Origin of the sequence: Halobacillus salinus (assembly GCF_004684905.1) — a bacterium.
Lineage (GTDB): Bacteria > Bacillota > Bacilli > Bacillales > Halobacillaceae > Halobacillus > Halobacillus salinus.
The window spans coordinates 1,425,127-1,451,962 of record NZ_SRJC01000001.1 but is presented as its reverse complement, the minus strand read 5'-3'; the positions used below and the strand labels follow the sequence as shown (position 1 = coordinate 1,451,962).

General features: G+C 44.5%; 27 protein-coding genes. 24 read left to right on the top strand and 3 right to left on the bottom strand.

Features of this window, described 5'->3' with window-relative positions:
- Positions 1-125 precede the first annotated feature (125 nt).
- On the bottom strand, positions 126-677 hold the full coding sequence (locus tag E4663_RS07895) for a flavodoxin family protein (RefSeq protein ID WP_079480290.1): 552 nt from the start codon (positions 675-677) through the stop codon (positions 126-128).
- A gap of 115 nt (positions 678-792) precedes the next feature.
- Between E4663_RS07895 and E4663_RS07890 the strand changes: the two genes are divergently transcribed.
- The 5 genes from E4663_RS07890 to E4663_RS07870 all read left to right on the top strand — a co-directional run bounded on the left by E4663_RS07890 (position 793) and on the right by E4663_RS07870 (position 6,485).
- A complete protein-coding gene (locus E4663_RS07890; RefSeq protein WP_135327182.1) occupies positions 793-1,680 on the top strand; it encodes a LysR family transcriptional regulator in 888 nt (295 codons plus the stop codon).
- A 131-nt stretch (positions 1,681-1,811) separates the two neighbouring features.
- Positions 1,812-3,881 (top strand): methyl-accepting chemotaxis protein, encoded by a 2,070-nt coding sequence (locus tag E4663_RS07885; RefSeq protein WP_158290452.1) that lies wholly within the window; start codon positions 1,812-1,814, stop codon positions 3,879-3,881.
- A gap of 83 nt (positions 3,882-3,964) precedes the next feature.
- Complete coding sequence (locus E4663_RS07880; protein ID WP_135327180.1) at positions 3,965-4,411, top strand: hypothetical protein; 447 nt, start codon at positions 3,965-3,967, stop codon at positions 4,409-4,411.
- 127 nt (positions 4,412-4,538) lie between these two features.
- Positions 4,539-5,291, top strand: a complete 753-nt coding sequence (locus tag E4663_RS07875; protein ID WP_158290451.1) for a serine hydrolase — start codon at positions 4,539-4,541, stop codon at positions 5,289-5,291.
- A gap of 519 nt (positions 5,292-5,810) precedes the next feature.
- Complete coding sequence (locus E4663_RS07870) at positions 5,811-6,485, top strand: hypothetical protein (RefSeq protein WP_135327178.1); 675 nt, start codon at positions 5,811-5,813, stop codon at positions 6,483-6,485.
- A gap of 241 nt (positions 6,486-6,726) precedes the next feature.
- Here E4663_RS07870 and E4663_RS07865 read toward each other — a convergent pair whose 3' ends face one another.
- The gene (locus E4663_RS07865) at positions 6,727-8,436 is read right to left on the bottom strand and encodes an Rqc2 family fibronectin-binding protein (protein WP_135327177.1); all 1,710 of its coding nucleotides are present in this window, start codon (positions 8,434-8,436) and stop codon (positions 6,727-6,729) included.
- A 285-nt stretch (positions 8,437-8,721) separates the two neighbouring features.
- Here E4663_RS07865 and E4663_RS07860 point away from each other — a divergent pair, with 285 nt between their 5' ends.
- The 16 genes from E4663_RS07860 to spoVM all read left to right on the top strand — a co-directional run bounded on the left by E4663_RS07860 (position 8,722) and on the right by spoVM (position 23,790).
- Positions 8,722-8,994 (top strand): CD3324 family protein, encoded by a 273-nt coding sequence (locus tag E4663_RS07860; RefSeq protein WP_079480283.1) that lies wholly within the window; start codon positions 8,722-8,724, stop codon positions 8,992-8,994.
- A gap of 114 nt (positions 8,995-9,108) precedes the next feature.
- Positions 9,109-10,326, top strand: a complete 1,218-nt coding sequence (locus E4663_RS07855) for an MFS transporter (protein ID WP_158290450.1) — start codon at positions 9,109-9,111, stop codon at positions 10,324-10,326.
- A 43-nt stretch (positions 10,327-10,369) separates the two neighbouring features.
- The gene (locus E4663_RS07850; RefSeq protein WP_241657126.1) at positions 10,370-11,257 is read left to right on the top strand and encodes a YicC/YloC family endoribonuclease; all 888 of its coding nucleotides are present in this window, start codon (positions 10,370-10,372) and stop codon (positions 11,255-11,257) included.
- 77 nt (positions 11,258-11,334) lie between these two features.
- Positions 11,335-11,598 carry an extracellular matrix/biofilm regulator RemA gene (gene remA, locus E4663_RS07845; protein ID WP_079480280.1) on the top strand — a complete coding sequence of 88 codons (264 nt, stop codon included), beginning with the start codon at positions 11,335-11,337 and terminating at the stop codon, positions 11,596-11,598.
- Positions 11,599-11,611: 13 nt separating this feature from the next.
- A complete protein-coding gene (gmk, locus tag E4663_RS07840; RefSeq protein ID WP_079480279.1) occupies positions 11,612-12,232 on the top strand; it encodes a guanylate kinase in 621 nt (206 codons plus the stop codon).
- Positions 12,229-12,456, top strand: coding sequence for a DNA-directed RNA polymerase subunit omega (gene rpoZ / locus E4663_RS07835; protein ID WP_079480278.1), 228 nt, complete (start codon positions 12,229-12,231; stop codon positions 12,454-12,456). The genes gmk and rpoZ overlap by 4 nt, the downstream gene beginning before the upstream one ends.
- A gap of 83 nt (positions 12,457-12,539) precedes the next feature.
- A complete protein-coding gene (gene coaBC / locus E4663_RS07830) occupies positions 12,540-13,745 on the top strand; it encodes a bifunctional phosphopantothenoylcysteine decarboxylase/phosphopantothenate--cysteine ligase CoaBC (protein WP_079480277.1) in 1,206 nt (401 codons plus the stop codon).
- Positions 13,742-16,153, top strand: coding sequence for a primosomal protein N' (gene priA, locus E4663_RS07825; protein WP_135327175.1), 2,412 nt, complete (start codon positions 13,742-13,744; stop codon positions 16,151-16,153). Before coaBC ends, priA begins: the two co-directional genes overlap by 4 nt.
- A 17-nt stretch (positions 16,154-16,170) precedes the next feature.
- Positions 16,171-17,121: a methionyl-tRNA formyltransferase gene (fmt, locus tag E4663_RS07820; protein WP_135327174.1), complete on the top strand. Its 951-nt coding sequence runs from the start codon at positions 16,171-16,173 to the stop codon at positions 17,119-17,121.
- Positions 17,114-18,463, top strand: a complete 1,350-nt coding sequence (gene rsmB, locus E4663_RS07815; protein ID WP_135327173.1) for a 16S rRNA (cytosine(967)-C(5))-methyltransferase RsmB — start codon at positions 17,114-17,116, stop codon at positions 18,461-18,463. The genes fmt and rsmB overlap by 8 nt, the downstream gene beginning before the upstream one ends.
- Before the next feature lie 16 nt (positions 18,464-18,479).
- Positions 18,480-19,241 carry a Stp1/IreP family PP2C-type Ser/Thr phosphatase gene (locus E4663_RS07810; RefSeq protein WP_079480273.1) on the top strand — a complete coding sequence of 254 codons (762 nt, stop codon included), beginning with the start codon at positions 18,480-18,482 and terminating at the stop codon, positions 19,239-19,241.
- Positions 19,241-21,286 (top strand): Stk1 family PASTA domain-containing Ser/Thr kinase, encoded by a 2,046-nt coding sequence (gene pknB, locus E4663_RS07805; protein WP_135327172.1) that lies wholly within the window; start codon positions 19,241-19,243, stop codon positions 21,284-21,286. Before E4663_RS07810 ends, pknB begins: the two co-directional genes overlap by 1 nt.
- A complete protein-coding gene (gene rsgA, locus E4663_RS07800; RefSeq protein WP_079480271.1) occupies positions 21,283-22,164 on the top strand; it encodes a ribosome small subunit-dependent GTPase A in 882 nt (293 codons plus the stop codon). Before pknB ends, rsgA begins: the two co-directional genes overlap by 4 nt.
- 1 nt (position 22,165) lies before the next feature.
- Positions 22,166-22,816 carry a ribulose-phosphate 3-epimerase gene (gene rpe / locus E4663_RS07795; RefSeq protein WP_135327171.1) on the top strand — a complete coding sequence of 217 codons (651 nt, stop codon included), beginning with the start codon at positions 22,166-22,168 and terminating at the stop codon, positions 22,814-22,816.
- Between the two features lie 193 nt (positions 22,817-23,009).
- Positions 23,010-23,666 (top strand): thiamine diphosphokinase, encoded by a 657-nt coding sequence (locus E4663_RS07790; RefSeq protein WP_135327170.1) that lies wholly within the window; start codon positions 23,010-23,012, stop codon positions 23,664-23,666.
- Positions 23,667-23,709: 43 nt separating this feature from the next.
- The gene (gene spoVM / locus E4663_RS07785; RefSeq protein ID WP_135327589.1) at positions 23,710-23,790 is read left to right on the top strand and encodes a stage V sporulation protein SpoVM; all 81 of its coding nucleotides are present in this window, start codon (positions 23,710-23,712) and stop codon (positions 23,788-23,790) included.
- Positions 23,791-23,986: 196 nt separating this feature from the next.
- Here the strand turns inward: spoVM and rpmB are convergent, their stop codons facing one another.
- Positions 23,987-24,175, bottom strand: a complete 189-nt coding sequence (rpmB, locus tag E4663_RS07780; RefSeq protein ID WP_079480267.1) for a 50S ribosomal protein L28 — start codon at positions 24,173-24,175, stop codon at positions 23,987-23,989.
- A 242-nt stretch (positions 24,176-24,417) separates the two neighbouring features.
- Here rpmB and E4663_RS07775 point away from each other — a divergent pair, with 242 nt between their 5' ends.
- From E4663_RS07775 to E4663_RS07765, 3 genes are all read left to right on the top strand, one after another.
- On the top strand, positions 24,418-24,780 hold the full coding sequence (locus E4663_RS07775; protein ID WP_079480266.1) for an Asp23/Gls24 family envelope stress response protein: 363 nt from the start codon (positions 24,418-24,420) through the stop codon (positions 24,778-24,780).
- Positions 24,781-24,811: 31 nt separating this feature from the next.
- A complete protein-coding gene (locus tag E4663_RS07770) occupies positions 24,812-26,479 on the top strand; it encodes a DAK2 domain-containing protein (RefSeq protein WP_135327169.1) in 1,668 nt (555 codons plus the stop codon).
- A gap of 158 nt (positions 26,480-26,637) precedes the next feature.
- Entirely contained in the window at positions 26,638-26,826 is a 189-nt protein-coding gene (locus tag E4663_RS07765; protein WP_135327168.1) for a hypothetical protein, read from the top strand.
- Positions 26,827-26,836: the final 10 nt, after the last annotated feature.

The window sequence follows — 26,836 nt, the reverse complement described above, 5'->3', positions numbered from 1 at the left end:
CTCCTCCTATCAAACTCTTATATTAAGAAGTGTATCATAGGGGATATCATAGGGGACAGGCACTCTGTCCCAATATATGGTCTTATTTAAAAAAGAACCTGACTCGAAGTCAGGTTCTCATAGAATTAAGACGTCCATTCTTTCAATTTTTGATGGAGACGATCAGCCGCATAGAGCGCACTTTCATCATCCAATATGTCGCCAGGACGGTGTGCTTTTCCAAGAATATACCCTTCGAATGGTAAGTGAACAAATTCAAAAATGTTAGCAAACTGCTGAATCATCGGCAGTCCTTTGACATAAGGGTTATCGCCACCAACTGCAACAACGAATGCTTTCTTCTCAGCCATTTGCTCGCGGAAATCCGCAAACTTCGGTTGACGCATGGACTGCGACCATCGATCAATAAAGCCTTTCATCGTTGCTGTCATCGAGTACCAGTAAATCGGAGTCGCAAAGAGGATTACGTCGTGTTTCATCACCTCCGTCATCAAGGCATCATAATCATCGTCCACTGCATGGAAGCCATCCTCTTCATGACGTTCGTCTGAAATCGCATGAATATCATATTCCTTCAATCCAAACCTGGACACTTCAATGCCATCCACAACACGTTCCGTCAAGGTTTGTGTATTTCCATCACGTCTTCCACCGCCGTCTAATATAGCTATTTTCATTCTTCATCCCTCCATTGATTCTTTCTAACTAGTAGCTTATACTAAATTCAATCATCATAAAAACGGATAATTCAAATCAAAACGATCGGTTATACCGATAGATCGAGAGGGATTTATGGATCATAAGCAGATCACCACATTTTTGAAGGTAGCGGAAACGTTGAACTTCACCAAAGCGGCACAGCAACTTAATTTCGCTCAATCCAGTGTTACTGCGCACATCCGAGCGCTTGAAGAAGAATTTGACAAACCGTTATTCGAGCGATTAGGAAAAAAGATCAAGCTCACTTCTGCTGGCCTCGAGTTCCACTCTTATGCAGAAAGACTTCTAAAACTAACCGCAGAGGCGAAACAGGCGATGAGTGCAAGTGACGAACCGGAGGGTGTGATTGTGATCGGTGCTCAGGAGAGTCAATGCACCTATCGATTGCCTCCCATATTAAAAGAGTTTAAAACACTTTACCCGAAAGTGAAGCTAGTCTTCAAACCGGCTCATTCTGACAATATGGCGCGTCAGCAATTGATGGACGGTGGGATGGATGTGGCGTTTTTTATGGATGTACCAAAAGCAGAACAGTCTTTGACGATCGAAACCCTTGCGACCGATTCGATTAAACTAGTTGCTAGTCCGAACCATATTCTTGCTAGTCACCCGTCCGTTGATCTAAAACAGTTAGAAGGGGATACCTTTTTATTAACCGAAGCAGGATGCTCCTATCGAAATTTATTTGAACAGTCTTGCCAGAACGCGGATGTTTACCCGATCAACCAATTCGAGTTCGGCAGTATCGAGGCGATCAAACAATGTGTTATCGCAGACTTAGGAGTGGCCCTTTTACCAGAGATGGTCGTTGAGAAAGATATTGAAAGAGGAGACTTGATAGAGTTGAACTGGCATCATGACATGCCGCCGGTATTTACGAAAATGGCATGGCACAAGGATAAGTGGATGAGTCCCCCGCTGCTCGCTTTTACGGAACTTACGCGGACTATGTTAAGTTGAGATGTAGTGCACTTCTAAGAGGTGCGCTTTTTTTATGGAATAATTTGCAGGTATATTTATTCATGATAAATTACTTAAAATTCTGAAAAGTGAGCCGAAATTAACACTAAAGGCATCAGAGGGGGATGTACATGAAGTTCTTTAGAAAGGTCAACCATGTGTTTACAAAACGCATCCAGAGACAATTTCTTATTCCGTTTTTATTTCTAATTTTACTGACTGGGGTTGTGGTGGCAGGAACCAGTTACTGGTTTAGTCTGAATAATACGACTGAAGCCATGACGAAAAACGTTGAAAGACAGATGGAATCCATGAGCAGTTCGTTCGATACGCTGTTCAACACAATGAGTCATAACGTCAATCGCTTTGCTGAGGATTCCAAACTAGCGGATCAAGAAGCAAATGAAAGCGAAATACTGAATCAATTTGAAAGTGCGCGTGAATCTAATCCTTCTATCTTGAACATTTACGTAGGAAATTCATCTACGAAAAATATGTTGATCTATCCAGCAACAGATCTTGGGGACGACTATGACCCGACCACACGTCCTTGGTATCAAGAAGCGGTCGACAAGCAAGGGGAAGTCATTTGGACGGAGCCTTATGTAGACGCAGCTACCGGAGATGCGGTGGTCAGTGCGGCTCGAGCTGTCGAACGAAATGGAGGGGTAGAGGCTGTATTCTCTATCGACTTTACGGTCGGAACTTTACTCGAGATGATGGATCAAGTACAAGTAGGCGAAACAGGGAATGGCATGCTTCTCAGCGATAATGGAATTATTCTAGCCCACCCCGATGAGGGGATGATTGGTGAATCGGCAGAGGGGATGGAGTATTATGAATCTGTTGCGTCACAAGAGCAAGGTTCTTATGAATATACGGAGAATGGAGAGAAGAAGATTGTTGCATTTGCAACGAATCCACAAACTGGATGGAAGATGATGGGGGTTGTGAATGTATCTGATTTTCAGAGTCAGGCGAATCAAATCATCCTTCCGATCTTAATTGTCCTTCTTGGTGTCATTCTAATTTCACTAGTAATTGCGATATTAGTCACCAGACATTTGACAAAACCAATCAAGGAGCTTCAGCTACTCATGAGCAGAGCAGGTAGTGGTGATTTTTCTATGAATGCTGAAATGGATCGTGCAGATGAGATAGGAGATCTATCCCGGGACTTTCAACAAATGTTGTACTCGATCCGTGGTTTGCTTCATAAGGTGAAAAGTTCTTCCACAAGTGTGAGTAGTTCTGCTGAAAATGTTGTGGCAAATGCAGAAGAGAATTCAGCTGCCGCTCACGAAATCTCAAGAGCGATCCAAGAAATTGCAGCAGGCGCCCAAACGCAGACAGAGATGATGGAGCAAAGTGTGCAGTCTTCTCAGGTGTTGGCTACGACGATTACGGGTGTGGTAAACCAAAGTGAGCAAATGAAAGAAAAATCCGACTCTCTTATGAGTCGCTCGGAACAAGCGAAACAGATCGTGCAACGTCTCCGTGAACATTCTGATAAAACAAATCATATGACAAATGATATGAAACGGTCGATTGAAGAACTCCAGGCGAGTTCAGAAAGCATCAATAAAGTTGTCAGCACCATCTCAGGGATTGCCGGCCAAACGAATCTACTCGCTTTGAACGCAGCTATCGAAGCGGCACGTGCCGGGGAAGCTGGAAAAGGTTTTGCTGTTGTAGCTGATGAAGTGAGAAAGCTAGCTGAGCAATCGGAATCCGCGTTAACCGATGTTTCTGAAATGATTGCGAATATGCAGAGCCGGACCGACCATATCGTTGATTTAATAGAAGATACTGGCGAAGTCGTACGGGATCAAGAGATGTCGGTGAATGAAACGGAAGAATCATTTGAAGATGTGTTCCGTCACGTATCAGATAACGTCGCAACGATGAATCAGATTATTGATTCAATGAAAGATATGAGCAACAACAAAGATCATCTAATACAGAATATTGACCAGATCAGTACGGTAACAGAAGACACGGCTGCAGCTTCTGAGCAAGTGTCAGCTTCCGTTCAAGAGAGTAATGCAGCGATGGATCAGTTGAACGGGCTTGCGGAAGAGTTAGAAGATGTAGCATCGAACATGGAACAAGAATTGGAGAAGTTCCAGTTGGAAACAGACGAAGAAACAAACTTACAATTGATCGAGCCGGATTCTATCGAAGAAAAGAAAGCCGGTTAACAGGAAGGACACCAGTCTTCAATTGGAGGCTGGTGTTTTTTTTGTAACTTTTTTTGCACTACCTCGACTGTTATAAAGAGGTGATGAAATTGAAATGGCTGGTGATCATTGGAGCATTTCTGACAGGCTTTTTATTTTTATCCTTAAATATGCTTTACAACAGTGGTCCTCCAAAGCCCTACATAGTAGTTGGTGATGATGAGGTTCCTGCAACAGAAGGATCCTACTGTTGGGATAGTGGAGCATCATCTAAGTGTGAAGATAAGGTGTTCCGTGATGCGTTTGAAATGGCTGCACAACACGAACCAACTTCTGTGCGTGAAGGAGAAGAGATAGAGGTGAAGTTAAAACCCTTTCCCGATGAATTTCAGCTTGTTCAGTGGAAGGAAGGTGGAGAGCGGAAACAGGTTGTTGTAAAAGACGGAAACATTTATGCTCCTGAACAGCCTGGCCTTTATGTGTTTCAAATTCATGCAGAATGGGAGCAAGGCGACGCCACATATGCTTTCTCTGTAAAGGTGTCGTCTTAACTTTGAGGGGACCGGGCAATTGTCCCATTCGGGACGAATGCCCGGTCCCCTTACGAACTCTTTTTACTTTATGTGATTGTAATTTCTGCTATATAATAGTAAAAAAAGGATGTCGGGAGGTCTTAAAATGAGCAAGGTCATTGGAAAGTTGCTTGAGATCGAACACGGTACACAGTCTGCACTCATATATTCCACGAAAGAAAAGAGTATGGTTTCTTCTATCAGTGAAGAAGAGCTGTTTCCTTTAGCTTCGGCATCAAAACTAGCTGTTGGATATGTAGTAGCTCAAAGTGTCCAAACAGGAGAGTTTTCTTGGGATAATCAAGTGAATGATGTCTCCTTCAATCCGCTAGAAGATAGTGAAGAAATCTATCCCCACCTGCAGGGTAGAACAACTCTTTCATTACGGGATGCAGTCGAGGTGATGATTGCCAGTCATGATTCTGCCGTCGCAGAAGCAGTTGTAGACTTCTTTGGAGGGTGGCAGAAAGTAAACAAGATGATCCAAAAAGAATTTACTACAATGGCAATTCAGGAAGACCCCCAAGATCCATTGAACCAGTCAAGTGCCGAAGACATGTTTCTATTATTGAAGAAGACTTACGATGGTTACTTAGAGCTTCCGGAGGTCTATGAACCCGTTGTAAATGGGTTGGTGAGGCAGCAGGATCATGTCCCAACGATACCTGTCCATCATTTGAATCACATGACGGGTGGCCTGGAGCATGTCATCATCGATATCGGAATACTTGGGAGCTTTCATGAAGAACCATTTTTGTACGTGGTGGCGGTAAAAGATGTGCCTGACAGAAGAAGGCACAAAAAAGCAGATGAAAAGGTCGTGGAGACGATTCAACGATTGTATAAATGGGTTCAATGAATTCGAAAACCACATGATTCCATAAATGTGAATCATGTGGTTTTTGGTGTATCGACATGAAGGTTTGTTTTTCCCAAAAATCCCCTATAATTCAACGTGGTTCTACGTCTTAATAGAGTATTAAAAGAAATAGTACGAGATCTTACCAGTCGTGGATATATCGGTCTTTCTACTTCGAAAGTACTCTTGAGAACTATTGCCAGGGAAATAGTGGAGAGTAGAGTAAGCTCGAAATAAGAAGGTGAAACATTTAAGGTTTTGAACCGTATAGAACCTTAAGGAGGCGTTCGGCATTGTTATCTTTGCGTTACTACTCGTTGCAATGATGATTATGATATCTGTTCGGTATTTGGGTCAATCGCGTGATGTATTTATTCAAAGAGATGGTTTTCTCAACGAGAGATCAAAAGTAGTGAAGTGTCATTATTGCGGAGAGAAACTAAGGAGACAGCAACGAGAACAGCAGTGTCCAAGCTGCAAGAAGTGGCTGTGAATCGTGTGGGGGGAGGGGGCTCTCGGATGGAAGAGGTAAATAGAACGGTGTTTTACTGGCTGCATAAGCATCTTAGAACAGAAAGTGATATTCCTGCCGTTCAAAAGGTGATGCCTGTGATATATGAAAGGTACTGTAAAGTTATGAACCCTGCTTACTTAGATCAGGAAGCACCGGAGGGCTATAGGTTTTGGAGTGATCATAGTGTCGAGGATGACCCTTCATTCGTGCTGGGCAAAGAACTCACTTTTCAAGAGATCGCTAAGCGCTATGACATCCCATACACGAATGAGATCTCAACAGCAGCGATTGCAAGGTACTTAGGTGGTATCCCAAGGGAGCTCGTTACCCCTGAAGAAGGAAACATAGACGAAAAGGTTCTTCCAAAGGTTGTGGAGTTGGTGCGGTCCTTTACGAACGGACCGCTATTTTTCCACTACGACCTTCTTAGTTTGAAGGGGGATTTCATGAAAGATTACGGCCGATACTTCAAGGGGGAGTTGGATGATGTCTATAAATTCACAGAAGACGATCGAGTACTCGGAAGCCCGACATACTGGTGGCCGGAAGATAGAAGTTGGTGCATTTATACGGATGAAGACCTCTGCTACACAATAATTGGAGGCAGCAATTCGCTGGTTGACTCATTACTAGCATCAGACTTAGAAGTTATCGAAGTCAATCCACAGACAAGGTTGTAGGGACAGGGGCTTTGTCCCAACAAGAATTCCTGTCAACAACAAATTCTTCTGAATCTCGATAAAAACCGTCAAAACTAAGCAATTGTATTATCCTTACTAAGAGAAAAAATGGCGCCAGAGATCACAGTCTCCCACGGAGGCCAATTCACCTTGACCAATGATAATTCTGATAGTTAGACACAGTGGGACAAGGTGCCTGTCCCCAATAAAACACGCCCTCTTATATAAGAGGGCGTGTTGGTTATTTCTTGAGCTTTTTGATGAACGAGGCGTCTGGTGTCACGAATAACGTTTGTTGATGGTCGTAGGTGACGAAGCCTGGTTTTGCTCCGGAAGGTTTCTTGACATTACGAATCTGGGTGTAATCGACAGGTACACTGGATGACTTGCTGAACTTACTGAAATTCGCGGCAAGTTGAGCAGCTTCTAATAGTGTATCCTCCGATGGATCTTCATCTTTGATGACAACGTGAGATCCTGGAATATCTTTAGCGTGGAGCCAGATGTCTGTTTTTCTAGCCATGCGGTTGGTCAAATACTCGTTTTGTTTGTTGTTACGACCGACGTAGATCAACGTGCCGTCTGTCGATTCGAAAGATTCTGGTGAAGGCTTCGAAGGTTTGTTTTTCTTTTTGCCTTTTGAAGCAGACTTCTTCTTCATGTAGCCTTCTTCGCGGAGTTCTTCGCGTATTTCTTCAATATCTTCCTCGCGAGCTGATTCAACTTGTTGGATCAGACGTTCAAAGTATTGAATTTCGTCTTCCGCACGCTGGATCTCCTTTTGCACAACTTGCTTCGATTTCTTCAATTTCTGGTAGGTCTGGAAATAGCTTTGCGCATTTTCACTCGGCGACTTATTAGGATTTAGTTCGACCGTCATTTCTGATTGTTCAGGGTCATAATAGTCGATGACGGTGACCAGTTCATCGCCTGGCTTCACCATGTGCATGTGTGCCGTAAGGAGTTCTCCAAGCTTTTGGTAATCCTCTGCTGCTTCCGACCGCTTTAAAGTTTCTTCGTGTTTCTTGATCTTCCGTTTGTTTTTATCGCGCTCGTTTTTCAAGAAACGGAATAAATCTCCTGCTTGCTGTTTGACGCGGTCGCGCTCTGCTTTACCAGAGTAATAGTCATCAAGCATAGCGCTGACGGAGTCGAATTCCTCCACTTCACCGGAAAATTCATTCAATGGCAATACATAAAATTGTTCGCGTTCCGCTCGGTGAATTTGCGGGGAATAATCGTGATTCACCAGTCGTTCTCGAACTGCACGATAAGCCTCTTTAAGCCCGTCAGGTCCACCAAGTCCTGCCTGGTGTACAATCTCCTTAGAAATCATCGGAGAAAAGCCCATCACTGTTCCTAAAATTTGCTTATCCATTTTCCCAGAGTTGAAGTCCAGTTTCTTGAGAAATTCGTCTGGCTCAAGCTCCGTCGGATTGAGCTTTCCTTGTTCTGGTGGGAGTTTATAGGGTTGCCCCGGCATGATTGTACGGTGACGGTTTTGGGATGGAGGCAGGTGCTTGATACTGTCGAGCATATGCCCCTGTTCTTCATCTACAAGTAGAATGTTTGAGTGTTTCCCCATCACTTCTATAATCAGGGTTTTCATCGTCTCGTCGCCAATTTCGTTTCGAGTGCGAATATGGAACTTCACGATCCGCTCCATGCTCACTTGTTCAATACGTTCAATAAATCCACCAATCAAATGTTTCCGGAGAAGCATACACAGCATCGGTGGTTCTTTTGGGTTATGATACGTATCATCCGTCAGGTGGAAGCGAGCATAGCTCGGGTGTGCGGATAATACAAGCGTATGTTTTTGGCGGTTCGACCGAACGGTAAATACCAGTTCAGTTTCAGTTGGTTGATAAATTTTCATAATGCGTCCGGACTGAATCGTTTCGTTCAATTCATGTGTAATCGCCCGGGTCACAATTCCATCAAATGACATCGTGCTCACCTCTCTAAATGAAAATTATAGCACGAATAAGAGGTATATATCTAAACAGAGACACGTAAAAAGATTGTAGGCTCCAAAAAATTGTGAAAAAATAGAAATAGCTTATAGGAAAGGAGTGTTCAGTCATGTTACTCGGCACGAAAATAACACTTCGAAAGCCTCATGCAAAGCCAATTTCAGTCGGCGGTGCTTTGTATGAGGAGAAACAGTATTAACACCGCCTACATAATGCGGCTTTGCACCTTATAGATCTCATTACTATATAAGGGGCTGGCTATGTTGAAAGATAAAGTAAACGAAGTACTCCCTGCATCATTAATAGAGGAAATACAACAATATATCCAGGGAGAAACCATATATATTCCGAAAAAGAAAGACACGTACCATAAGTGGGGGACACGGTCAGGTGGAAGAAAAGAATTAGATGAACGCAATGATTCTATCCGGAAAAAATTTCACAAGGGAGTTTCTATTACAAGACTCTCTGATGATTATGCTCTGTCTACAGAATCCATCAAAAAGATCGTGTATATCAAACATAATAAGTAAACACTGCCTTTCTTGGCAGTGTTTTTTTATGGAAAGTTTATTTCTGAATTATCTTTTCTATATATGCCTTACCTTAACTCTTCTACAATAGCGACAGGTAAAGGAGGGCATACAATGAGCTTGAAAGGAAATCGGAAGTTTAAAATCGTTTTTATGCTAGGTACGTTTACGAATATAGGAGACAGTCTATTTTTCATTATTACTATGTGGTACATGGCGAACCAATCGGAATTTGCACTGGTTGCTGGGGTAGCAGGGTTTTTATTCACATTGCCAGAAGCCTTACTCATCTTCACCGGGCCGCTGATTGATCGTACAAACCCGAAGAGAATCCTCTTCTTAGCAGCATTTTTCCAACTTGTTGTCCATAGTAGTCTGATCTTTTTGTTTGTAACGGGTCTAGATTCGCCACTGAACTTATTGCCTCTCATCTTTGTATCAGCATGCTGTTCTGCCATTACATATCCAGTAGAAGAGACGGTCCTACCGAAAATCGTTGAGGAAAAGGACTTGATCAGAGCGAATTCATTATTCAGCATTGCATATAAATTGTCCGACTCTTTGTTTGATAGTGTTGCTGGAATATTACTTATTATAGGTTCCGTTACATTATTATATGGAATCAATTTGGTTATCTTTTTAATTCCGTTTCTACTGCTGAGGTTATTCCGTTTTTTTTACAAGACAGAAGAAGGATCTTTCGAAGTGGAAAGTTATAAGAAGGATCTCAAGAAGGGGGTATCGTTCGTAATGGGTTCGACATTGAAATGGATCTTATTTCCTCTTGCGATCGTGAATTTCTTTACTGCAATGAACTTAGTGGCGCTACCGTTCTTCTCTAATCAATTAGCCGCCTCACCATCCACTTATGGATTCTTACTTTCGGCAAGTGGTCTTGGAAGCATGGTTGGAGCATTGCTGATTGCTACAGGTGCAGAGAAGGTTAAGCCGGGAGTAGCATTGACTCTAGGTCTCTTCTTCCACGGGGTACTTTGGTTGTTCGTGGTCTTCAGTCCCAATGTCCTCGTTGCCTGTTGCTTCATTTTCCTTGCGAACTTGTGCATGGGAGCGTATAACGTCGTTTACGCTTCGTTGTTTCAGTCGATAACACCGAAACACTTGTTAGGGAGGGTCAACACGGCGGTCGACTCTGTTATCACCGTTGCTATGCCGTTTGGTGCCTTGACAGCTGGATTGATTATGGAATGGGTGCCGGTTCGGTATGTCATGGTGTGTTTTAGTATTATGCTAGTAATTACAAGTATCCTCTATCGTCGCAAAAAGTCTATATTCGGTTTAAATCCTGTTGGTGAATTGAATCAAACCATATGAGAAATCAATTCTTCCTTGCTATAATAGAACTAGATTGGATGTGATGATGATGGTACGCAGCATGACTGGTTATGGAAAACATTCCGCACACGTCGAGGATGCCCAAATCGATATTGAAGTTCGATCGGTGAACCACCGCTTCCTCGATATCTCAACAAAGCTACCTCGCAACCTCCTTTTCATAGAAGAGAAATTGAAACGCAGGATCAAAGAGAAACTAGCGCGTGGTCGTGTCGACATTTTTGTCACCGTCGAAGGAAAGGGACTGTTTGAGAAAAAGGTGGATATCGATTATGGACTTCTGGATCAATATGTGGAGAAGTGGAAGGAAGTAAAAGACCGATATCAGTTGACGGGAGACGTCTCAATTGATATGGTTTCTAAGTTAGAGGATATTTTTACGGTTCGAGAGGTCGAAAGCAACACTGACGTACTTCAGCTGGCCCTAGTGGAGGCAATGGATATTGCGATAGAGCACTTGCTTGCAATGAGGGTCGAAGAAGGCTTGAGGTTGCATGACGATTTCGAGAAGCGGTTAGATACGATTACAGCGGTTCTTGAGAAGTTGGAAGACAAACGTCCAAGAATTGTAGAAGAGTATCGGGAAAAGATTCGTGAGAGAATTGAAGAATATGCTGGAGAAACACTTGACCCTGATGAATCCCGTGTACTTCAGGAAGTCGGCCTACTCGCTGAAAAAGGCGATGTTACAGAAGAACTGACCAGGCTTAAGGCACATGTCCACCAGTTCCGTACAACGCTTGAAAGGCACGAAGCGATCGGTCGTAGACTTGACTTTGTCGTCCAGGAAATGCATAGGGAAGTGAATACAATCGGCTCGAAATCGAATGACACAGAAGTTTCCGAGTGGGTTGTAGCGTTAAAGAGCGAAATCGAAAAACTGAAAGAACAGGTGCAAAATATAGAATAACAATTGAGTTCGGCCCTTGTTTTTTCATATAATAGATATAGTTAAATAGTAGGTTGTCTAATAAGGAGGAGTCTGCTTTGAGTTTGCGCTTAATTAACATCGGATTTGGTAACGTGGTATCAGCGAATCGAATCATCTCCATCGTTTCACCCGAATCCGCTCCCATCAAACGTATTATTACCGTCGCCCGTGACAATAATAAATTAGTAGATGCTACATATGGGCGTCGTACACGCGCGGTCATCATTACGGATAGTGACCACGTCGTCCTGTCCGCTGTTCAACCAGAAACAGTCGGTCAGCGCGTATTGAGTAACGACGAGATTTCAGACGAAAGCTAGGAGGACTTTAGCTGTGATAGATCAGAAGGGGATTTTATTTATTCTTTCCGGCCCGTCCGGTGTTGGGAAAGGGACCGTACGCAAATCGCTGTTCGAACAATCGACAGATTTGCGTTATTCCATTTCCATGACGACGCGTGACCCACGCGAAGGGGAAGTGGATGGCGTCGATTATTTCTTTAAATCAAGAGAAGAGTTCGAGTCACTGATTGAGCAAGGTCAGCTGATTGAACATGCTGAATATGTCGGCAATTATTATGGAACACCAAGACAGTATGTAGAGGAAACCTTGGACCAAGGGAAAGACGTTTTCTTAGAAATCGAAGTACAGGGTGCTTTGAAGGTTCGCGAAAACTTCCCACAAGGGGTGTTCATTTTCCTTATTCCACCATCATTAGAAGAATTGAAAGACCGCATCGTCAACCGAGGAACGGAAACGGAAGAGAAAGTAAAGAACCGTCTGCTTGCGGCTAAAGAAGAGATCGATATGATGGATGCTTACGACTACGTTGTCGTAAACGACGAAATCGACCACGCCGTTTCGAAAGTACAGTCGATCGTTTCGAGTGAACATTGCAAACGTGAACGTGTGGCCCATCAATTCAAAAAAGCATTGGAGGAGAATACAATATGATGCTAGAACCGTCCATTGACTCATTACAGAAACAGATCAAATCGAAATATACGTTAGTCACTTTGTCCGCTCGTCGGGCACGCGAACTGAAGCAAGGAAGTGCTCCGATGGTAGAGAACCCACAGTCTCCACAACAAGTTGGTATTGCACTTGAAGAGATTCGCGACGGCAAACTGACGTACACAGAAGGAACTGAAGTTCATACTCGTACCGAAACAACTTAATTGCAACTTAAGAAACGAAGCCGCGCTTACACCACTGTAACAGCGCGGCTTTTTTCGCTATCGTTCTTGAGGAGGAATCGTAGATGTTAACAGGCAAGAAGATTGTATTAGGCGTCTCCGGCGGCATCGCAGCCTATAAAGCGGCGGCTTTAACAAGTAAACTCGTACAGGCAGGGGCAGAGGTCAAGGTCATTATGACACCTAGCGCCAAGAATTTTGTCGCACCTACGACGTTTCAAGCGTTATCAAGAAACCCTGTGTACACGGATACATTTGATGAGCAGGATCCATCTCAGATTCAGCATATAGATGTCGCAGATTGGGCGGACCTATTCTTGTTGGCTCCAGCCACTGCCAATTTGATCGGGAAGCTAGCCAACGGACTCGCGGACGATATGCTCTCGACGACGCTGCTTGCAACAGAGGCACCTGTTTACATTGCTCCAGCGATGAATGTACATATGTACAGCCATCCAGCTGTGCTCAAAAATATGCACCAGCTTGATCAGTGGGGATTCCGCTTCATTGAACCTGGAGAAGGTTACCTTGCTTGCGGATATGTCGGGAAAGGTCGCCTTGAGGAACCATTGACGATTGTAGAAGTTTTGGAGAAAGAAATGGACAAGCAACAGCTGTTGAAAGGGAAAAAGGTCTTGATCAGTGCCGGACCCACAAGAGAAAAGATAGACCCAGTCCGTTACTTTACGAACCCATCAACTGGAAAGATGGGCTATGCTCTTGCCAGGCAGGCGAAAGCTCTAGGAGCGGAAGTTACGCTGGTTTCCGGACCTGTTAATTTGGCTACGCCTGCTGGAGTGACGCGAATTGACGTCACAACGGCAGAAGAGATGCATGAACAGATGCTCACCCATTTCCCCGACCAGGACCTTGTTATCAAATCGGCAGCGGTAGCAGATTACCGACCAAGAATCACCTATGATCATAAAATGAAAAAGTCGCCAGGGGATTATGTAGTCGAAATGGAACGTACGCGCGACATACTGGCTGAGCTTGGGGAAAGAAAAGAACACCAATACTTAATCGGTTTTGCTGCAGAGACGCAAGAGGTCGAGCGATACGGACGAGAGAAGCTCGACAAGAAAAACCTAGATGGCATTGTCGTGAACAATGTAGCGGATGAAGGAGCCGGTTTTGGTCATGACACGAATGCTTCTCTTTGGATGACAAAGTCCGGTCAAGTCGAAGCTTTCCCTCTCATGTCGAAAGATGAACTTGCTGAAGGGATATTACGACGTGCCGCGAAAGAAATGTCGGGTGACGTCGTGTGACGTTTGCTAGAGTCATTGTGGATGTCCCATCCAAGAATACTAACCGGCCATTTGATTATAAGATTCCAGAGAAATTCGAAAGCGTCGTCCAACCAGGGGTGCGTGTCATTGTACCGTTCGGCCCAAGGAAAATTATGGGGTATGTAGTCGCGCTTACCAACGAGAGCGATTTTGATAAAGTGAAAAACCTTTCCGAAGTGCTGGATGTGACGCCTGCACTGACAGAAGAACTGCTCCATCTGGGTAAGTGGCTTTCAAAGCAGACGCTGAGTTATTATGTCTCTTGCCTTCAAGTCATGCTTCCCCAAGTGATGAAAGCGAAGTATCGCAAAGAACTTTGGAAGCTGACTGAAAGCCCGCTTGACTCGGAATTAGACCGTGTTTTCGATGGTCGTGCAGTGCTTGATTATGAAGAGTTCGATGCTTCTGGCGTCAGTTATCACACATTGCGTAAGCACATCGATGATGGGGAAGTGGACGTTCACTATGAAGTGAAGAGTCGGGAAACAAAGCGAACGACTCGCATGGTTCAACCGGCCTTGGACGAAATGGAGCTGCTGGGATTTCTTGAAGACCTATCCAAGCAAGCGAAGAAGCAGAAAGCCATCGTTGAATATTTCACTGAACATAGAGAACCGATATCTAAGAAGCAGCTACTACAAACATTGTCTACAACGTCTGCCTCTTTAAAACCTTTGATAAAAGATGGGGTTCTGAAAGAATTCGATCAAGAAGTCTTTCGTGATCCCTACCAAGATCGTGAGTTTGAACGGACGACTCCTTTTGAACTGACAGAAGAACAAGCGGAAGCAATCGGTCCTATTTTGAAGACGATAGACAGAGAACAACATGATACCTTTCTCCTTCACGGGGTCACAGGAAGCGGAAAGACGGAAGTGTATCTCCAGTCCATTCAGAAGGTGATGGATAAAGGGGAGGAAGCCATCATGTTGGTGCCTGAAATTGCCCTTACACCTCAAATGGTCGAACGATTTAAGGGCCGCTTCGGTTCCAAGGTAGCGGTCTTGCACTCCGCCTTGTCTGCCGGTGAAAAATACGATGAATGGCGCAAAATTCAGCGGAAAGAAGTCCAAGTCGTTGTCGGAGCAAGATCCGCAATTTTCGCCCCGTTTTCCAATATTGGACTAATCATTATCGACGAGGAGCATGAAACGAGTTATAAGCAGGAAGACCGTACACGGTATCATGCACGTGATGTAGCGATTGAGAGAGCTAAACGCCACCATTGCCCCGTGGTTTTAGGTAGCGCAACACCTGCTCTTGAATCATATGCAAGGGCGGCTAAGGGGAACTATCAACTGCTGACGCTTTCTAAGCGAATGAATGATGCGACAATGCCGGATGTGGAAATCGTAGATATGCGAGAAGAACTCCATGAAGGCAATCGTTCGATGTTCTCCCGAATGCTGAAAGAGAAAATAGAAGACCGACTGACAAAAGGGGAGCAGGCGGTCCTATTCTTGAATCGACGTGGTTACTCGACTTTTGTCATGTGCCGGGACTGCGGGCATGTATCAGAATGTCCGCACTGCGATATCGCCCTCACATTCCACAAACGCCAGAACCGTCTCAAATGCCATTACTGTTCCCATGAAGAACCAATGCCGACTGAATGTCCGGAATGTGAATCGAAGACGATCCGTTATTTCGGAACCGGTACCCAGAAGGTGGAAGAAGCGCTTGAGCAGCTGATTCCGGAAGCGAGAGTGCTTCGTATGGATGTCGACACGACCCGCCGAAAAGGATCTCATGAGCGTTTGTTAACGAAATTCGGTAATAAAGAGGCAGACATTTTACTAGGCACACAAATGATCGCTAAAGGGCTCGATTTCGGCAATGTCACCTTAGTAGGTGTGCTAGCGGCGGATTCGCTCTTGAATCTGCCGGATTTCCGAGCCTCTGAAAAAACGTTCCAGTTGCTTACACAAGTTAGTGGCCGTGCCGGCCGACACGAAAAACCTGGAGAGGTTGTCGTGCAGACTTATACACCGGAACATTACAGTGTGGACCTAGCTAGTGAATATGATTTTGATCGCTTCTTCCAAGAAGAAATGCGGATCCGCAAAGCCTTCAATTATCCGCCTTATTATTTTTTGACGCTGATTACGGTGTCCCATCCCAATCAATTGAAGGTTCAGGAAGTGACGACCAAAATCGCTCAATTCATGCGTCAGAAGCTTTCCGATCAGTCTTTTGTACTTGGTCCGACCCCTTCTGCTCTGACAAGGATCAATAATAGATATCGCTATCAATGCATGATAAAATACAAGAAGGAACCCGAGCAGCGGAAGTTAGTGGAACGTATTCTCCACTATTATGAAGATGAAATGAAACAAGAGAACGGACTACAAATCATCGTAGATTTTCAACCGTACCAGTTAATGTAGGAAAGGAGCACTAGCTCATGACACGAATAGCTTTTATGGGGACTCCGGATTTCGCTGTCCCAGTTTTAGAACGACTTGTCGACGATTCCTATGACGTCGTACTTGTCGTCACTCAACCAGATCGACCTAAAGGGAGGAAAAAGGTGATGACCCCGCCGCCAGTGAAAGAGGCAGCGTTAAAATACGATATCCCGGTCTTCCAACCTGAGAAAATTAAGAACGAATATGAAGAAGTTCTGAAATATGAACCGGATTTGATCGTGACAGCAGCATTCGGACAGATCTTACCAGAACCTCTGTTAGAAGCTCCGAAATTCGGATGTATAAATGTACACGCCTCCTTGCTTCCTGAACTAAGAGGTGGTGCGCCGATTCATTATTCCATTTTACAAGGGAAGAAAGAAACAGGGGTTACGATCATGTATATGGTCAAAGCGCTTGATGCTGGGGATATGCTATCGAAAGTCGTTGTACCGATTGCGGATGAGGATCATGTTGGAACTTTGCATGACAAACTTTCTGTAGCTGGTGCGGATCTTCTTGCGGAGACGGTGCCGAAGCTGTTGAATGGAGACATCACGGCGGAAGCGCAAGATCATGACCAAGCGACATTCGCACCGAACATCAAACGTGAACAAGAGCTTGTCGATTGGAGCAATGATCAGCAGACGGTGTATAACCATGTACGTGGCTTGAGACCATGGCCGGTAGCGTTTACCTACTGGAAGGGTAAGCCTTTGAAGTTATGGTGGGTAGAGAAAGTGAACGGTAGCTTTCATAAGGAACCTGGTACAGTAGTCGACATACAAGAAGACGGTTTTCTAGTCCAGACTGGTGATAACCGAGCAGTGAAAGTCACAGAACTACAGCCGTCAGGCAAAAAGCGGATGGACGGTCAAGCATTTGTGAACGGAGCAGGACAATCGTTATCTGCAGGAGATGTACTGGGGGAAAGTTCGAATGGCTAAATACGTATTGCGGGAGACGGCACTTACCCTTTTAACTCGTATCGGTGAGCAAGGAGGCTTTAGTCATGTCTTGCTCGATCAGGAAATCAATAAGCAACAGCTCTCTCGCCAAGACGGAGGACTGCTGACTGAAATAGTCTACGGTACGCTTCAACGTCGTGATTTGATTGACTACCAGATTCAACCGTTCATTTCTAAGCAAAAGAAGATCAAGCCGTGGGTGAAGTGGTTGCTCTATATGTCCGTGTATCAAATGGAATTTCTGGAGCGTGTACCTGACCATGCTGTTATCCATGAAGCTGTTGAGATTTCCAAGAAGCGAGGTCACAAGGGAATCAGTTCGTTTGTGAATGGCGTACTGCGTAACGTCCAGCGGAAAGGCTTGCGTTCAACAGATGAGATAACGGACCCTGTCGAACGCATGGCGGTAGAGACGAGTCACCCGAAATGGCTAGTGGAACGATGGGTCGCTCAATACGGCATAGATGTTACAAGAGACATGTGCGAAGCAAATAATCACCATCTTCCAATGAGTGTTCGTGTTCAACCTTTGCAGATTTCGAGAGAAGAAGCGATGAATACGCTAATGGAAGATGGTTTCAGAGTAGAGGAGAGTATCTTTTCCACTCAAGGCTTCATCGTCCTAGAAGGCCAAATCTTGAAACACCCGCTTTTTACACAAGGAAAGCTTACCGTTCAGGATCAAAGCTCGATGCTTGTTGCTGAGATGATGGACCTAGAACCAGGCCAAAGGGTTTTAGACGCCTGCAGTGCTCCAGGAGGAAAGACGACTCACATTGCGGAGAAAATGCAGGACCAAGGTGAAGTGACGGCGTATGATTTGCACGAAAAAAAGGCTAAACTAGTGACGAAGAAGGCAGAACAGCTGCAATTGACTTCCATCACGGCAACGAAGGCCGACTCGAGAAAGCTTCAAGACATCCATGAGCAGGAAACCTTTGATCGAATTCTATTGGATGCACCATGCTCAGGGCTTGGAGTGCTTCGGGGGAAACCCGATATTAAATACCATAAGAGCGAAGAAGACATCTTTTCCCTTCGAAAGATCCAAGATGAATTGCTGGAGCATGTAGCGCCGCTTTTGAAAACAGGCGGCAAGATGGTGTACAGCACTTGTACGGTGGATCGACATGAAAACGAAGAAGCTGTTCAACTATTCTTAACGAACCACCCTGAGTTTGAAATTGATCCTACTTTTGAAGAGGGATTACCTAAAGAGTTACAAGGTTCTATAGGAAAAAGTGAGTATGGTCTGCAATTGTTCCCTCAAGAATGGGATACAGACGGTTTCTTCCTAGTGCGAATGGTGAAAAAAGGATAAAGAATGAGGTGAGTCCATGAGTAATTATTTTCTTACCGATCAAGGAAAAGTAAGAAACCATAATGAAGATGCAGGCGGCGTATTTACAAACAGCGCTGGACAAGTGCTGGCTGTCGTTGCAGATGGTATGGGCGGACACCGAGCAGGGGATGTAGCCAGTAATATGGCAGTATCCCACCTACATAAAGAGTGGCAAAAGGCAGATGTTCTGCAACAGCCAGAACAAGCTGAAGAGTGGCTCGGGAATATCATCAAGTCCGTAAATGAAGAGATTAGAACATATGCAAGTGAGCATGAGGAATGTTTTGGAATGGGAACAACGGTCGTGGCAGCGGTATGTACGGAATCATTCGTAACGGTTGGGCACATAGGCGACAGCCGTTGTTATTTCGCCAATGCATTCGGATTCAAACAGCTTACGGAGGATCATTCACTTGTTAATGAACTGGTTCGCTCCGGCCAAATAAGTCACGAAGAAGCGGAGAACCATCCGAGAAAAAATGTACTACTGAAAGCATTAGGGACGGAATATGATGTACTTGCTGATATAAAAACGATTGCATTCGAACCGGACAATCGCCTTCTGCTTTGTACAGATGGTTTAACTAACAAGGTGAATGACGACGAGCTTGAGTCCCTTTCAACTTTTGAAGGAAATTGGGAAGACTTTTGCCAAGATATGGTCGATACCGCCAATGAACGTGGTGGAGAGGACAATATTACATTAGCGATTGTGCATTACCCGAAGGAATCCGATGAGAAAGAGGGTGCACAGTAATGTTGCAAAACCGTTTGCTTAACGATCGCTATCGCATCAAGGATTTAATCGGTGGCGGTGGAATGGCTAACGTGTACCTCGGTCATGATATCATTCTAGAACGTGATGTAGCGGTTAAAGTCTTGCGATTGGAACACGGCAATGACGAAGAGTTCATTGCCCGTTTTCACCGTGAAGCCCAGTCCGCAACCAGCCTCTCGCACCCGAATATTGTTAATATTTTCGACGTCGGGGAAGAAGAAGAAATTTACTACATGGTCATGGAATATGTAGATGGGATGACGTTGAAGCAGTACATTCAACAGTACAGTCCTATACCTATTACGGATACTGTTGACATTATGAAACAAGTGACATCCGCTATCAGCCATGCTCATGAGAATGGAATCGTTCACCGAGATATTAAGCCACAGAATATTTTGATCGACCATTACGGTCATGTGAAAGTGACTGACTTCGGGATAGCAATGGCGCTCAGTGCTACGTCTTTGACGCAGACCAATTCAGTGCTTGGTTCCGTTCATTACTTATCTCCAGAACAAGCTAGAGGAGGTATGGCTACGCGGAAGTCCGATGTCTATGCGCTAGGCATTGTTTTCTTCGAACTGCTAACAGGAAGACTCCCTTTTTCAGGGGAATCCGCTGTATCTATTGCGCTGAAACATTTACAACATGATACACCATCTTTAAGAAGATGGATCAACGACCTGCCACAGAGTGTCGAAAATATCGTGTTGAAATCAACTGCAAAAGATCCATTCCACCGGTATGCTTCTGTTACAGCAATGGAAGAGGATCTTGAGACTTGTCTGGATGTGGAGCGGATGAATGAACCCGCGTTTGTCATTCCCGAAGAGGATGATGAGGAGAAGACAAAGGCGATTCCGGTCATTCCGAACAATGCTTATGATGAGCAAACGGGTGAACAAACCATCATCCATAATCAAACGAGACCGATGCAACCCGTTCAAGAACGTAAGACAGAAGAAAATGAATCGGAGCCAAAGCCTAAAAAGAAGCGAAAGAAGTGGCCTTGGGTGGTATCGATTCTAGCTCTGCTTATAATGGCTGGCATAGCGGCGGCTATCTTTTTGCCGGCAATGCTGCAACCTGATGATGTAGAGATTATCGATGTAACAGGTCTTGAATATGAAGAAGCCTATACCCAGCTCAGGGAATTGAATTTGGAAGTCAACCGCGAAGCGGCCTATTCCGATGACGTTGAAGAAGGACTTGTAATCAGGACCGACCCAGCTGCTGGAACGACAGTAAAGGAAGAAACATCTGTCACTGTTTATTACAGCCAGGGGAAAGAACGGGTGGAATTTGAAGATTTCACCGGTCGGGACTTTGAACTTGTAGCTACTGAGTTGCGGGAACAAGGATTCGTCAATGTCTCACCTGATTATGTGAATGATGACAGTCCGGAAGGGGAGATCCTTGAGCATGTATATCCAATGCCGGGGGAGAATGTGATACCTGAAGATGAACCTGTCTTATTTAAAGTCAGTCTTGGCCCTCCAACAGTGGAATTGTCACGTTTGACGAACATGACCAAAGAAGAGGCGATCCAAGAAATTGAGAGCGATGGCCTTCAAGCTGAAGTAGAGGAAGAATATTCAGACGACCGTTCGAAAGGACTTGTTATAAAACAAGATCCTGAGGCTGGTACGGAGCTGGAAGAGGGAGCTGTGGTTACCATTACCGTTTCTCTCGGAGCAGAACCTGAGCCAGAACCTGATCCGGAAGAGGAGATCCCTCCCCCAGAACCAGACCCTGAGCCGCGTAGTATAGAGGTAGAAGAAACCATCCCATTCAATCAAGATGGTGATAAAGAGGAACAGCGTGTGATGATCTATATCGGAGATGCGAACAACAAATTAGAGGAACTGTATGAAGAGATCACTATCACAGAGGATACGCCATACACAATTCCGCTAACGATAACACCAGACTCTGAAGCAACTTATCGTATTCAACGCGAAGGGGAAAATATAATTAACGAAACAATCCCATACGAAGAGGCAGGTGAAAGCAGTCCATGACAACAGGAAAGATCATTAAGGCGCTGAGCGGTTTCTACTACGTCCTAGCTGAAGGGGAAGTGTATCAGTGCCGTGGCAGAGGGAATTTCAGAAAGAAGAAGGTTACCCCTCTCGTCGGAGACATAGTGGAATTCAAAGCGGACAATAAAGAAGAGGGGTATATTCTCTCTATAGAAGATCGGAAGAATGAATTTGTCCGCCCTCCCATTTCGAACGTAGACCAGGCAATGATTGTGACTTCCGCTATCAAGCCGGATTTCAACGCCCTTCTTCTCGATCGTTTTCTCGTTTTAGTAGAGGCGAAGCGAATTGAACCATTCATTGTTATTTCCAAGATGGATCAGCTGAGTGATGGAGAAATAGAGGAAATGGAGCGTTATCGAGACTTGTACGAGGGGATTGGATATGGAGTCGTTCTCTCATCTGTCAGCGATGAAAGTTCCATTGACCAAATCCAGTCGCATTTGGCAGAACGTACGACAGTTATTGCCGGTCAGTCGGGAGTCGGAAAATCGTCCATACTGAATTCGATCGATCCACGCTTAGCTATCGATACAGACGATATTTCGGAAAGTTTAGGTCGAGGGAAGCACACGACAAGGCACGTAGAACTCTATGAGATTTCTGGAGGACTTGTTGCAGATACTCCAGGTTTCAGTTCTCTAGAGTTCGGCGACTTGGAATTGGAACAATTGCCGGAATGCTTTCCAGAATTTGTAGAGGTCCAAAATGACTGCAAGTTCCGAGGTTGCCTGCACAACAAAGAACCTAAATGTGCCGTCAAGACGTGCGTTGAAGAAGGAAGCATTTCCAAGCAACGCTATGATCATTACTTACAATTCTTAGATGAAATACAAAATAGAAAGCCGAGGTACTGACATGACTAAAATAGCCCCATCCATTCTTGCATCTAATTTTGCTAAACTCGGAGAGGAGATCCAGGACGTAGAACGCGGGGGAGCGGATTACATCCACGTAGACGTTATGGACGGTCACTATGTTCCGAATATCTCGATCGGGCCGATGATCGTAGAAGCAATCCGTCCCGTAACAGACTTGACACTGGATGTACATTTGATGATCGACAATCCGGATGATTACATCGAAGCATTCGCCAAAGCTGGTAGTGACATCATTACGGTTCACCAAGAGGCTTGTACCCACTTGCACCGCACGATTCAACTGATCAAAAGCCATGGTGTGAAGCCAGGTGTCGTCATCAACCCGGCGACCCCCGCAGAAATGATCAAGCCGATCCTAGCGGAAGTTGACCTTGTTTTACTGATGACGGTGAACCCTGGGTTTGGTGGACAATCGTTTATTTCATCAGTCGTTCCGAAAATCCGCCAGATTTCTGAGTGGCGCGAGGAAATGGGTCTTGATTTTGAAATCGAAATTGATGGTGGAGTAACAGCTGAAACCGCGAAGACTTGTACAGATGCAGGAGCAGATGTACTCGTGGCCGGAAGTGCCGTTTTCAAGAAAGAAGACCGCAAACAGGCTATAGAAGAAATTCGTAACTCCTTGTAAGGAGGATGAAAGCCTAGAGGCTAGTTGGCCTTTAGGCTTTTTTTGCATAGGAGGGCTTTGGTACACTAATAAAGATGTTTGGTACAACTTATGAGTATTTTAGTACAAGATTGGCGGGACTTGGTACATACCTTTGCATTTTTGGTACACAAATTCAAATTAATGGTACATATCTATTTTAGGAGGTTACGCTATGGCAAAGAAAATCGCCATCGTCGGTGGAAGTCCGAAAGCCTACATCCCTGACCTTGCTTCGTTTCAAGAGGAAGAGTTGCTTTGGATCGGCGCAGATCAAGGGGCGGAAGTACTGCTTGAACACGGGATTACACCGGACGTTGCCATCGGGGATTTCGATTCCGTTACAAAGGATTCTAAACGAAAAATCCGGGAGCATGCGAAAGTGTTTGATGAGTATCCCAATGAAAAAGATGAAACGGACCTTGAACTTGCTATTCGAGGTGCACTAAAACAGAATCCTTCGCATATTCTGTTATTCGGAGTCACTGGTGGACGTATGGATCACACGTTGGCTAACGTCCAAATCCTTTATCCCCTTTTGAAAGAAGGGATTAAAGCAACCGTGATCGACAAACAAAATCGGGTGTCATTAGTTGAGGCAGGCAAGCATACACTGAAAACGAATCGCGCTTATCCTTATGTTTCCTTTTTGCCTGTCACATTCGACGTCACTGGAATCACGCTTGAAGGATTTTATTACCCTCTAAATGAGGCAGATCTTCCTTATGGATCGACGTTATGTATCTCGAATCAATTGATTGAAGATCTAGGTACTTTTTCGTTCCGGTCAGGCATACTCTTAGTAATAAGGAGCAAGGATTTGACTCAATAGAGTATGATTCCGCATTAGCTTGATTATAGGAGGAGGGGGCTCTTTGAAGTTTTATACGATCAAACTCCCACGGTTTCTTGGGGGTATAGTGCGCGCAGTCATTAGTACTTTTAAAAAAGAGTAGCACCGGTTTCCTCGCCCAGCAAGCGGACGCCGGACTTGTTGTCTATTTCCGGTTAGACAAGCGGCAGACGCTTGGACTCCCCGCTAATAGAGGACCATTGAAAAAGCACCTGATCGAGGTGCTTTTTTCAATGGTTTTCTTTAATAGAAACAAAAAAAGCACCCGATGAAGGGTGCTTTTTTTGACGTCTATGGAATTAGACGCGCTCTACTTTACCAGATTTCAATTCACGAGCAGTTACGTAAGCTTTTTGTGGCTTACCATCTACCATGATGCGTACTTTTTGTACGTTGGCTTTGAATTTACGTTTATTAGCGTTCATTGCGTGTGAACGGTGGTTACCTGAACGGGTACCTTTGCCCGAAATTACACTACGACGTGCCATGTAAAAATCCCTCCTGTTACATACATAAATCATCAGATACTACGTTACTATATCATATCCAAAAACCCCTTGCAATAACTGCAACAGAATTATATCAAGAATTTTCTCTTGACAGACCGAAAGAATTGTTACAAAGTATATAAGGGGAATTATGCGTATGCCGAGCTCTGTATTCATAGGCTCGTATGAACTATTATGTGTTATAATGTAAGCAGTATGGAGTTATAAAAGGAGGATTCCCCATGTCCGTTGATTTGCATAACCAAAATGGTCATATCACCATTACCAATGAAGTGATTTCTACCGTCGCAGGAGGAGCAGCTGTTGAATGCTACGGCATTGTCGGTATGGCATCTAAAAACCAGATCCGCGATGGATTATCCGAAATGTTGAAAAAAGAGAACTTTTCGAAGGGTGTCGTCGTAAGACAAGAGGAAGACAACCTTCACATAGATATGTTTATTATCGTTAGTTACGGAACAAAGATTTCAGAAGTTGCACACAACGTACAGTCACAAGTGAAATACACATTGAATAAAACAGTCGGCTTGTCAGTGGACTCGGTGAATATTTACATCCAAGGAGTTCGCGTGACGAGCGAATAGGTCTTTGTTGTAGTCAAAGGAGGAAGTAAGCGTGACGTTACAAACTATAGACGGCCAAAAGTTAGCCGAAATGATTTTGCAAGGAGCTCATCATCTCACAAAGAATTCTCAGATGATTGATGCCTTAAACGTATTCCCTGTCCCAGATGGTGACACGGGTACTAACATGAATTTATCGATGACCTCAGGTGCAGAGGAAGTGAAAACGGTAAGTGAGAACCATGCCGGAACTGTCGCCCAAGCCTTTTCGAAAGGGTTATTGATGGGGGCGCGTGGAAACTCTGGTGTCATCTTGTCTCAAATCTTCCGTGGATTCGGAAAAGCGATGGAAGATAAGGGGACATTGACGACGAAAGATTTGTCTGAAGGATTCCAAGGTGGCGTGACAACAGCTTATAAAGCTGTCATGAAACCTGTTGAAGGGACAATTCTTACCGTTGCCAAAGATGCGGCAGAAGCTTCCGTGGAACTTGCTGAACAAAATGAAGACATCATTGCCTTCATGGAGGGAGTTGTCGCAGCTGCGAAAGAGTCGCTGAAGCGCACACCTGAATTGCTTCCTGTTCTGAAAGAGGTAGGTGTCGTCGATAGTGGAGGACAAGGTCTTCTAACGATCTATGAAGGCTTCTTAGCCAACTTAAAAGGCGAAGAGCTTCCAGACATCGATGAGACGGTATCCATGGATGACATGGTTAATGCTGAGCACCACAAGCTTGCTCAGGACTTCATGAACACAGAAGACATCGAGTTCGGTTATTGCACCGAGTTCATGGTGAAGTTTGAGGATGATAAATTACAAGAGAATCCATATAGTGATGAGCGATTCCGTGAAGAGTTGAGCCAACTAGGCGACTCCTTGCTTGTCGTTTCGGACGAAGAACTGGTCAAAGTACACGTCCACGCTGAAAAACCAGGTGAAGCCTTCAACCTTGGACAACAATACGGAAGCTTGATCAAGATGAAAGTGGAGAATATGCGCGAGCAGCACACATCGATCGTCGGACAAAAGAAAGATGTCAAAAAGAAGCCGGAAGCCAAAGCAGAATATGGCATCGTGACGGTTTCTATGGGCGATGGCATCAAGAAGCTGTTTGAAAGCCTTGGTGCAAATGTCGTGATCCAAGGTGGTCAGACGATGAACCCTAGTACTCAGGACTTATCAGAAGCGATCAAAGAAGCGCACGCAAACAAAGTGATCATCTTACCGAACAACAAAAACATCATCATGGCAGCTGATCAGGCAGCGGAAATCGCAGAAGTCGAGGTATCTGTCGTGAAAACGAAGACGATTCCTCAAGGTATGAGTGCGATGCTAGGTTTCAATCCTGAAGCAGACTTAGAGACGAACACAAATGAAATGACAAGTCTGATGCAGGAAGTGAAGACTGGTCAGATCACATACGCTGTTCGCGATACCCAAATTGAGGGTCTTACCATTGAGAAAGGCCACTATATGGGCATTGCCAATGGCAAAATCTCCGCTACGGATAAAGATCAGCTTTCTGCAGCTAAAGCGTTGCTGAACCAGCTGATTGACGAAGATGAGGATGAGATCATCACCATTCTTGTCGGGGAAGATGTGGAAGAAAAAGAAGTTGCAGAGTTAGAAGCATATATTGAAGAGACATTTGAAGATTTGGAAGTGGAAGTCCATCAAGGTGGGCAACCAATTTATTCTTATATTTTCTCTGTTGAATAATAGAGAGGGCGCGGTCTATGGAGACTCGCGCTCTTTTTTTGTATTGAAAAATATATATGTAGCGAGTGTTCGCTGGGCTTTTCTAGTTTTTATAATTATTGGAAAAGTGTGATAAACTGAAATGTAACTAGTTAATGATAAGGAAGGGGGATGTAAACGTGATTTTTCCTTTAATAGGGGTCAGTACGGCTGTCTGCGTCATTGTCTACTCTAAAGTGAAAGACTCCAAGAAAAAATATTCGGCCCCTATACGTCTCACAGAGGTCGAGAAAAGCAGTGAAAAGACCTATGAGAGAGCGAACGCTAAAGAATATGTTCGCGGTGGAGGTCATATGGGAGGCTTTTAGCACCTACTGC

Bases quoted from the DNA above. Each gene is read 5' to 3' on its own strand.
- rpe (WP_135327171.1), top strand. From the start codon at position 22,166: ATGACTAAAATAGCCCCATCCATTCTTGCATCTAATTTTGCTAAACTC.
- E4663_RS07810 (WP_079480273.1), top strand. From the start codon at position 18,480: ATGAGTAATTATTTTCTTACCGATCAAGGAAAAGTAAGAAACCATAAT.
- E4663_RS07895 (WP_079480290.1), bottom strand. From the start codon at position 677: ATGAAAATAGCTATATTAGACGGCGGTGGAAGACGTGATGGAAATACA.
- coaBC (WP_079480277.1), top strand. From the start codon at position 12,540: ATGTTAACAGGCAAGAAGATTGTATTAGGCGTCTCCGGCGGCATCGCA.
- rpmB (WP_079480267.1), bottom strand. From the start codon at position 24,175: ATGGCACGTCGTAGTGTAATTTCGGGCAAAGGTACCCGTTCAGGTAAC.
- rsmB (WP_135327173.1), top strand. From the start codon at position 17,114: ATGGCTAAATACGTATTGCGGGAGACGGCACTTACCCTTTTAACTCGT.
- E4663_RS07880 (WP_135327180.1), top strand. From the start codon at position 3,965: ATGAAATTGAAATGGCTGGTGATCATTGGAGCATTTCTGACAGGCTTT.
- E4663_RS07775 (WP_079480266.1), top strand. From the start codon at position 24,418: ATGTCCGTTGATTTGCATAACCAAAATGGTCATATCACCATTACCAAT.
- rpoZ (WP_079480278.1), top strand. From the start codon at position 12,229: ATGATGCTAGAACCGTCCATTGACTCATTACAGAAACAGATCAAATCG.
- E4663_RS07865 (WP_135327177.1), bottom strand. From the start codon at position 8,436: ATGTCATTTGATGGAATTGTGACCCGGGCGATTACACATGAATTGAAC.
- E4663_RS07855 (WP_158290450.1), top strand. From the start codon at position 9,109: ATGAGCTTGAAAGGAAATCGGAAGTTTAAAATCGTTTTTATGCTAGGT.
- E4663_RS07790 (WP_135327170.1), top strand. From the start codon at position 23,010: ATGGCAAAGAAAATCGCCATCGTCGGTGGAAGTCCGAAAGCCTACATC.
- E4663_RS07870 (WP_135327178.1), top strand. From the start codon at position 5,811: ATGGAAGAGGTAAATAGAACGGTGTTTTACTGGCTGCATAAGCATCTT.
- fmt (WP_135327174.1), top strand. From the start codon at position 16,171: ATGACACGAATAGCTTTTATGGGGACTCCGGATTTCGCTGTCCCAGTT.
- E4663_RS07890 (WP_135327182.1), top strand. From the start codon at position 793: ATGGATCATAAGCAGATCACCACATTTTTGAAGGTAGCGGAAACGTTG.
- pknB (WP_135327172.1), top strand. From the start codon at position 19,241: ATGTTGCAAAACCGTTTGCTTAACGATCGCTATCGCATCAAGGATTTA.
- E4663_RS07850 (WP_241657126.1), top strand. From the start codon at position 10,370: ATGATGATGGTACGCAGCATGACTGGTTATGGAAAACATTCCGCACAC.
- E4663_RS07885 (WP_158290452.1), top strand. From the start codon at position 1,812: ATGAAGTTCTTTAGAAAGGTCAACCATGTGTTTACAAAACGCATCCAG.
- E4663_RS07860 (WP_079480283.1), top strand. From the start codon at position 8,722: ATGTTGAAAGATAAAGTAAACGAAGTACTCCCTGCATCATTAATAGAG.
- rsgA (WP_079480271.1), top strand. From the start codon at position 21,283: ATGACAACAGGAAAGATCATTAAGGCGCTGAGCGGTTTCTACTACGTC.
- E4663_RS07875 (WP_158290451.1), top strand. From the start codon at position 4,539: ATGAGCAAGGTCATTGGAAAGTTGCTTGAGATCGAACACGGTACACAG.